Source organism: Sulfobacillus sp. TH-112 (assembly GCF_057473405.1).
In genome coordinates this window covers 1-5,972 of record NZ_JBYCKN010000031.1, presented here as the reverse complement: position 1 = coordinate 5,972, position 5,972 = coordinate 1, and the positions used below count along the sequence as shown (strand labels likewise).

At 54.4% G+C, this 5,972-nt stretch carries 5 protein-coding genes; all 5 read right to left on the bottom strand.

All coding sequences use genetic code 11. The features are described 5' to 3' along the window. Nucleotides 1–241: 241 nt before the first annotated feature. Nucleotides 242–2,341, bottom strand: coding sequence for a S9 family peptidase (locus tag ACOJWD_RS02030; RefSeq protein ID WP_486991556.1), 2,100 nt, complete (start codon nt 2,339–2,341; stop codon nt 242–244). Nucleotides 2,342–2,583: 242 nt separating this feature from the next. Then, entirely contained in the window at nt 2,584–3,351 is a 768-nt protein-coding gene (gene dapB, locus ACOJWD_RS02025; protein ID WP_486991555.1) for a 4-hydroxy-tetrahydrodipicolinate reductase, read from the bottom strand. A gap of 12 nt (nt 3,352–3,363) precedes the next feature. Then, nucleotides 3,364–4,527: an acyl-CoA dehydrogenase family protein gene (locus ACOJWD_RS02020; RefSeq protein ID WP_486991554.1), complete on the bottom strand. Its 1,164-nt coding sequence runs from the start codon at nt 4,525–4,527 to the stop codon at nt 3,364–3,366. Next, on the bottom strand, nt 4,517–5,494 hold the full coding sequence (meaB, locus tag ACOJWD_RS02015) for a methylmalonyl Co-A mutase-associated GTPase MeaB (RefSeq protein ID WP_486991553.1): 978 nt from the start codon (nt 5,492–5,494) through the stop codon (nt 4,517–4,519). The genes ACOJWD_RS02020 and meaB overlap by 11 nt, the downstream gene beginning before the upstream one ends. Then, nucleotides 5,487–5,879 (bottom strand): cobalamin B12-binding domain-containing protein, encoded by a 393-nt coding sequence (locus ACOJWD_RS02010; protein ID WP_486991552.1) that lies wholly within the window; start codon nt 5,877–5,879, stop codon nt 5,487–5,489. Before ACOJWD_RS02010 ends, meaB begins: the two co-directional genes overlap by 8 nt. Nucleotides 5,880–5,972: the final 93 nt, after the last annotated feature.

The window sequence follows — 5,972 nt, the reverse complement described above, 5'->3', positions numbered from 1 at the left end:
TAGCGCAGCTTGGTAGCGCGCCTGCTTCGGGAGCAGGAGGTCGCAGGTTCGAATCCTGTCTCTCCGACCATTTTATGTTATTTGATAACGCCCTTTGTCTTAGCGGGCTTTTTTTGTGCCCAATTCCCGGCCTAACATGGCCCGTGCGCATCGCCACGGGGTCTCATCGATGACACGATCTCGAAAGCAAACGGACAAAATGATCGGTCTCGCCCGTTTGCTTCCCCTACTAGTTTGACATCTAGAGATGCTTTTCAAAAAACTCCAACGTCCGTCGGACGCGATACCGTGTATTTTCCTTCCCCCGCACCATGTGACGCGAACCTGGCAACACCACGAGGTCAAAATCTTTTTCCGCATTGATGAAAGCCTGAATCATGGCAGCAGAGTTTCTAAAATGCACATTTTCATCCACCATCCCGTGGATTAACAGCAAGTGGCCTGCTAGATTACCTGCCTTATCCATCAGCGAGGTGCTCTCATAGCCGGCATGGTTGTTCTCATCGGTTCCGAGATAGCGCTCAGTATATGCCGTATCGTACCAACGAAAGTCTGTCACCGGTGCGCCAGATACCCCCACCTTAAAGATCTCGGGTGCCATGAGTAATGCCCGCAAGGTCATGTATCCACCATAACTCCACCCATAGATTCCAACACGGTCCCGATTGATCGGCAGTTTTTCACTGAGATAGCGAATGCCGGCCACTTGGTCAGCCAATTCGACATCTCCAAAGTGGTGATAAATCGCTTGCTCAAACGCCGTTCCCCGATTGGCACTACCCCGAGAGTCAAGCTTCATGACCACATAGCCGTGCTCTGCCAAATACTGTGCTTGCAAATCAACGGTTTCGTCCCAACTCCTGACCACCATTTGGGCATGCGGACCCGCGTACACTGAGACAATGAGGGGATAGCCACCTTCGGGAGCGGGGCCTTCTGGCTTATATATAAGACCGTTCAACTGCACCCTATCACCCACTTGGCAGCGGAAAAGTTCCGGAGCGGCGAGTTTTAGCGATGCTCGCGTGACATCGTTGGACACGATCACACGAGACGTATCGTCTTTCACATAGGTGGTGCTTGGAGCGTGATCAAAGTCTCCATATTGGTCAATAAAAGCCTCCCCGTGCGGTGCGACGGTCACGACATGCCAACCCGGTTCCGACGTCAACTCCGTCCATTCACCACTCACCAAGTTCATAGCGACCAGGGCGCGATCCAAGGCTAGGTCGCGTGCCACAGACACATACACCATCGTACCCTGCGCATTGATACCCACGACATCCATAACGTGCCACTCCGGTACCGGCTGGGGTGAGAGAATGCGACTCATCCCGTCTTCCGCAATGATGACCACCTGCCGTTTCCCTAAATCTTCTGTGGACGATATAAGGGCACCCTGCGGGGTGAAAAAGGCGTTCCCGGGACGATTGATCCATTGGGGATGACGCGACTCATAGGGGCGGCTAATTTTACTGCCATCCACATCGAACACGTCCCACGCCAGGTGTTTATGATCTCGTGCCAGCGTCAGCACCCAGATGTGGTTGTCCTCGGTCCAGGCGACATCAAGAAGGTAACGTTCCTCCGCCCCCCAAGATAGCCACTGCACTTCGCCCGCAGCGGTGGTAGGCCGAATACCCAGTCGAACTTTAGCATTAGCTTCCCCGACACAAGGATAACGATGCTCTTCAACCCATACCGGCCCCTCACTCTGATGCACAATGGGATACATCGGGATGCTCCGCTCATCCACTTCGGTCAACGCTAGATAGCGGTCATCGTGGGACAGCCAATACCCCTGGCTGCGATCTAGCTCCTCTTGGGCCGCATACTCTGCGGCCCCGTAGTATACTCCCTTGATTTCACTCTTCTGCAACGTTTCAAGGCTACCCTGACGCCAATCGATGCGCACTAAATCTCTACCTTTCACACCATATATGTAATCTCCTTGATGTGACCAATGCGCATCCACGATATCCTCAACATGCCCCACCTCGGACAGCGCCCCTCCCGCCTCCGCGATATAGAGTCGACCATGATGCGGAACCAATACTCGGCCATGGTTCCACTCATAACGGGTAATGCCTTCCCACGCCAGGCGCGCCCGTTGCCGTCGCATTTCTTCATCAAAGGTCTCTTGGCTTTCTACGGCTGGAGCTTTCAAGATTTCCTGGTTGTGACCACTCTCCGTGTCGTACTCCCAGAGCGATAGCGCCGTCCCCTCACCCTCTGGAAAAAGGTAATACACCCGGCGGCCATCGTCAGAAAAGCTGACAGCGGTCGGAACCCGTGATCCCGGTCTCGGCGTTTGCACCACATCTTCTAATGTCAAAGCCATCGTTGTCATCCCATCCTCATTCATAAATTTTGTAGTAACTTTTTCAAGAGTGGTAGCTGCGATTTCTGTCCATAATATTTCATGGAGGTGCACATCATCGATGGCCAAAAAAAAGCCGCTCGTGGACGGGGCTCAATCCGAACTCGAAAACCTAAAAAATAAAGTTGCCCAAGAACTCGCTTCCCATTCCCAGTCATATCGCGACCGTTTTCGGGAATTAGCGCGTCAACGGACCACGTCGTCTAAAGTGGCGGACGACTCTCCAACACCGAGCCCAAATCGTTCATGACTACGCCGCGAATGCGTTGCACCTGGTCAATAGCCGCTAATACGCCTTCGATATACGCGGTACGATCATGAACGTCGTGTCTAATCGTCAGCACCTGGCCCTCAGCCCCAAAGACCACCGCCTGGTGCGCCACTAGACCGGGCAACCGCAGCGAATGCACAGGTATCGAATCCGCAGGCCGTTTCATCGCTTCTCCGAGCACGCTTGCCATCACCTTGGCGGTTCCCGATGGACGGTCCTTCTTTCTCGCATGATGCTCCTCGACCACTTCAACGGCGTGAAAATACCGCGCCGCCTCTTTGGCAAGAAGTTCAGCCACAAACGCTCCCAAAGAAAAATTGGCAATCACCGCCGCACCCACGTGCCGTTCTTCCACCAGCCGACTTAATCGTTCCCGATCGTCGGCACCAAATCCGGTGGTCCCCACCACAATGTCCCAGCCCCGCTCAACAGCTGCGATGAGGCGGGCAATCGCTGAATCCGGCTCCGTAAAGTCGACCAACACCGCATACTCCAGGTCTACTGTCCCAAGGTCGGAAGTTAATACCACATCCACCTGAGTCTCACCCCAGATGAGTCCCAATGACTCTCCCGCATGGTGACGCGATAACGCTCCCACCAGTCTATAGCGGGCATCTTTGACCAATGCTCGCCCTATCGCACCGCCGGTTTTCCCGGTCGCTCCGGCCAATACCACGGGAATAGGGTTTGTGGCCGGCATGGTTGTTCCTCCTCAGATGTTATCCAAATCGTAGTCTTTAAGAAGCTGAGACGCAATCACCCAACGCATAATCTCTGAGGTGCCTTCATAGATTTCGGTGATTTTGGCGTCACGCAATAACCGCTCTACCCCATACTCGGTCATGTAGCCGTACCCACCAAAAATCTGAATGGCGTCTTCGGCATGGCGTACCGCGTGTTCGGAGGCGAACAATTTAGCCATCGCAAAGAGAGGCCGTTGGATGGGACCTTCCTCGCGATGTCGCGCTGCCTCATAGGTCATAAGTCTTGCAGCATGTAAGTCCGTCGCCATATTGGCGAGACGCCATTGCACCCCCTCGAAGGTGCCAATACTTTTACCAAACTGTTGTCGTTCCCGGGCGTATTTCAATGATCTGACCAAGGCGGCCGCCATAATCCCCACCCCTTGGGCGGCAATCCCGATCCGTCCGCCGTCAAGGAGGTAAAGTGCCATGGAATATCCCGCACCCTCCTCACCAATGCGGTTTTCTTCAGGCACCAGCACGCCATCTAGCACCATTTCCGCAGTTCTTGAAGCATGAATGCCCATCTTTTTCAGCGGGGGCCCGAAGGTCACGCCCGGCATGTTCTTATCCACAACAAAGGCGGTAATGCCCCGTGAGCCGATTTCCGGATTCACGGTCGCGAATACCACATAGCGTTCAGCTTCACCGCCGCTGGTAATAAACATTTTACGCCCGGTCAGGCGGTATCCCGCGGATTCCTTGACGGCCCGCGTTGCAAGCGCCGCAGCATTCGATCCCGCATCAGCTTCACTCAGCGCAAAAGCGCCAATCGCCTCCCCCGCACACAACGATGGCAGCCAACGTTGTTTCTGCGCGTCAGTCCCAAAGCGCCATATCGCCTCAATGTGTAATGAATTATGTACCTCATAAATCACGGCGGTGGCGGGATCCACCTCGGCCAAAGATTCCACCACAAGCGTTTGCGCCAAGTACGACGTGCCAGCCCCTCCGTATTCGGGGTCGACAATCATGCCAAGGTAACCCTGTTGACCAAGAAGTTCCATATTGACTCGCGGGTAGATCTCATCCCGGTCAAAAGGCACCGAATTCGGCAAGATCTCATTGTGTACCAGTTGGCGAATGGCATCGCGAATCGCATTCTCGTCAGCGTTTAATAGGCTAAGTGCCATCCGACTCCCCTCCTCGTCCTAATATCCATTCCGTCAACAATGAATCAGCCACCATTGCCGCATCACGTTCACCCGAATGAACTTGTCGGGTCAGTGTTTCCCACTCTTTCGTTTCGACTGCCGCTTGGATGGACTGCATTGCCAAATCTTGGACGGCTAAGCCAATCAGATGTTCCGTCTGACGTTGTCGGATATCGGTCAGCCTGCCGGACTCTAAGAGATAGGTGCGATGTTCACCCATGGCCTCCACTAACTCTTCCATTCCTTGGCCGCCTTCCGCCACCGTCTTCACAATGGGTGGAAACCAGTCTAAATGCTGCATCCCCAACGTCAGCATCCCGCGAATCGCCCGGGCCGTGTGGTCTGCCCCGTCGCGGTCCGCCTTATTGACCACAAATATCTGCCCAATTTCTAAAATCCCCGCTTTGATCGCCTGAATATCATCACCGAGCCCGGGGGCTAACACGACCATGGTGGAATGAGCAAGTTGCATAATTTCCACTTCTGATTGTCCGGCGCCAACTGTCTCAATTAAAATCACGTCAAATCCCGCCGCGTCAAGCAAAGTCACCGCCCCGAAGGTCGCCCTCGAAAGTCCGCCCAGGTGCCCGCGACTGGCCAAACTGCGCATAAACACACCGTCATCCATCACCGAGTCTTGCATGCGGATCCGATCACCCAAGATAGCCCCACCGGTAAAAGGACTGGATGGGTCCACCGCGAGAATTCCTACGCGTTGATGGTGTGTCCTCAGCGCCAACGTCAAACTATTCACCAGCGTCGACTTGCCCACTCCCGGGGCGCCGGTGATACCAACGATATGGGCCTTTCCGGCCAGCGGGAATAATTCTCTCACCAGTTGCCTGCCACTCTCTGCGTCTCGTTCAATCAAAGTGAGTCCCCGCGCGATGGCCCGCTTTTGATGCGCTGCAACTCCCTCGGCAATTTCTCCGACCGTCTCACGCATGTTCCGCTACTCGCTCCCGAATATAATGAATAATGTCATGGGTATCCGTACCGGGTCCAAATACCTGTGATACCCCAGCTGCCAACATGGGCCCGATGTCGTCATCGGGAATAATCCCTCCGAGCAACACCAATAGATCGTCCATTCCTTGAGTCTTCACCAGGTCCATAATACGAGGGACTAAAGTGGGGTGCGCCCCGGACAGTATAGAAAGGGCGAGAACATCAACATCTTCTTGCAGTGCGGCATCGACAATTTGTTCTGGGGTTTGGTGCAACCCCGTATATACCACCTCCATCCCCGCATCCCGTAAGGCCCGCGCAATCACTTTAGCGCCTCGATCATGCCCGTCTAACCCCGGCTTTGCTACTAACACACGTATCATGATTGTTCCTCCCCTAGCATCATATGAAACCCACCATCGACGCGTCCCCAGTGGGAGACACAATTTCAAGACGCATCCATAAGAAAAGCGCAT

Bases quoted from the DNA above. Each gene is read 5' to 3' on its own strand.
- ACOJWD_RS02020 (WP_486991554.1), bottom strand. From the start codon at position 4,527: ATGGCACTTAGCCTATTAAACGCTGACGAGAATGCGATTCGCGATGCC.
- ACOJWD_RS02030 (WP_486991556.1), bottom strand. From the start codon at position 2,341: ATGGCTTTGACATTAGAAGATGTGGTGCAAACGCCGAGACCGGGATCA.
- meaB (WP_486991553.1), bottom strand. From the start codon at position 5,494: ATGCGTGAGACGGTCGGAGAAATTGCCGAGGGAGTTGCAGCGCATCAA.
- ACOJWD_RS02010 (WP_486991552.1), bottom strand. From the start codon at position 5,879: ATGATACGTGTGTTAGTAGCAAAGCCGGGGTTAGACGGGCATGATCGA.
- dapB (WP_486991555.1), bottom strand. From the start codon at position 3,351: ATGCCGGCCACAAACCCTATTCCCGTGGTATTGGCCGGAGCGACCGGG.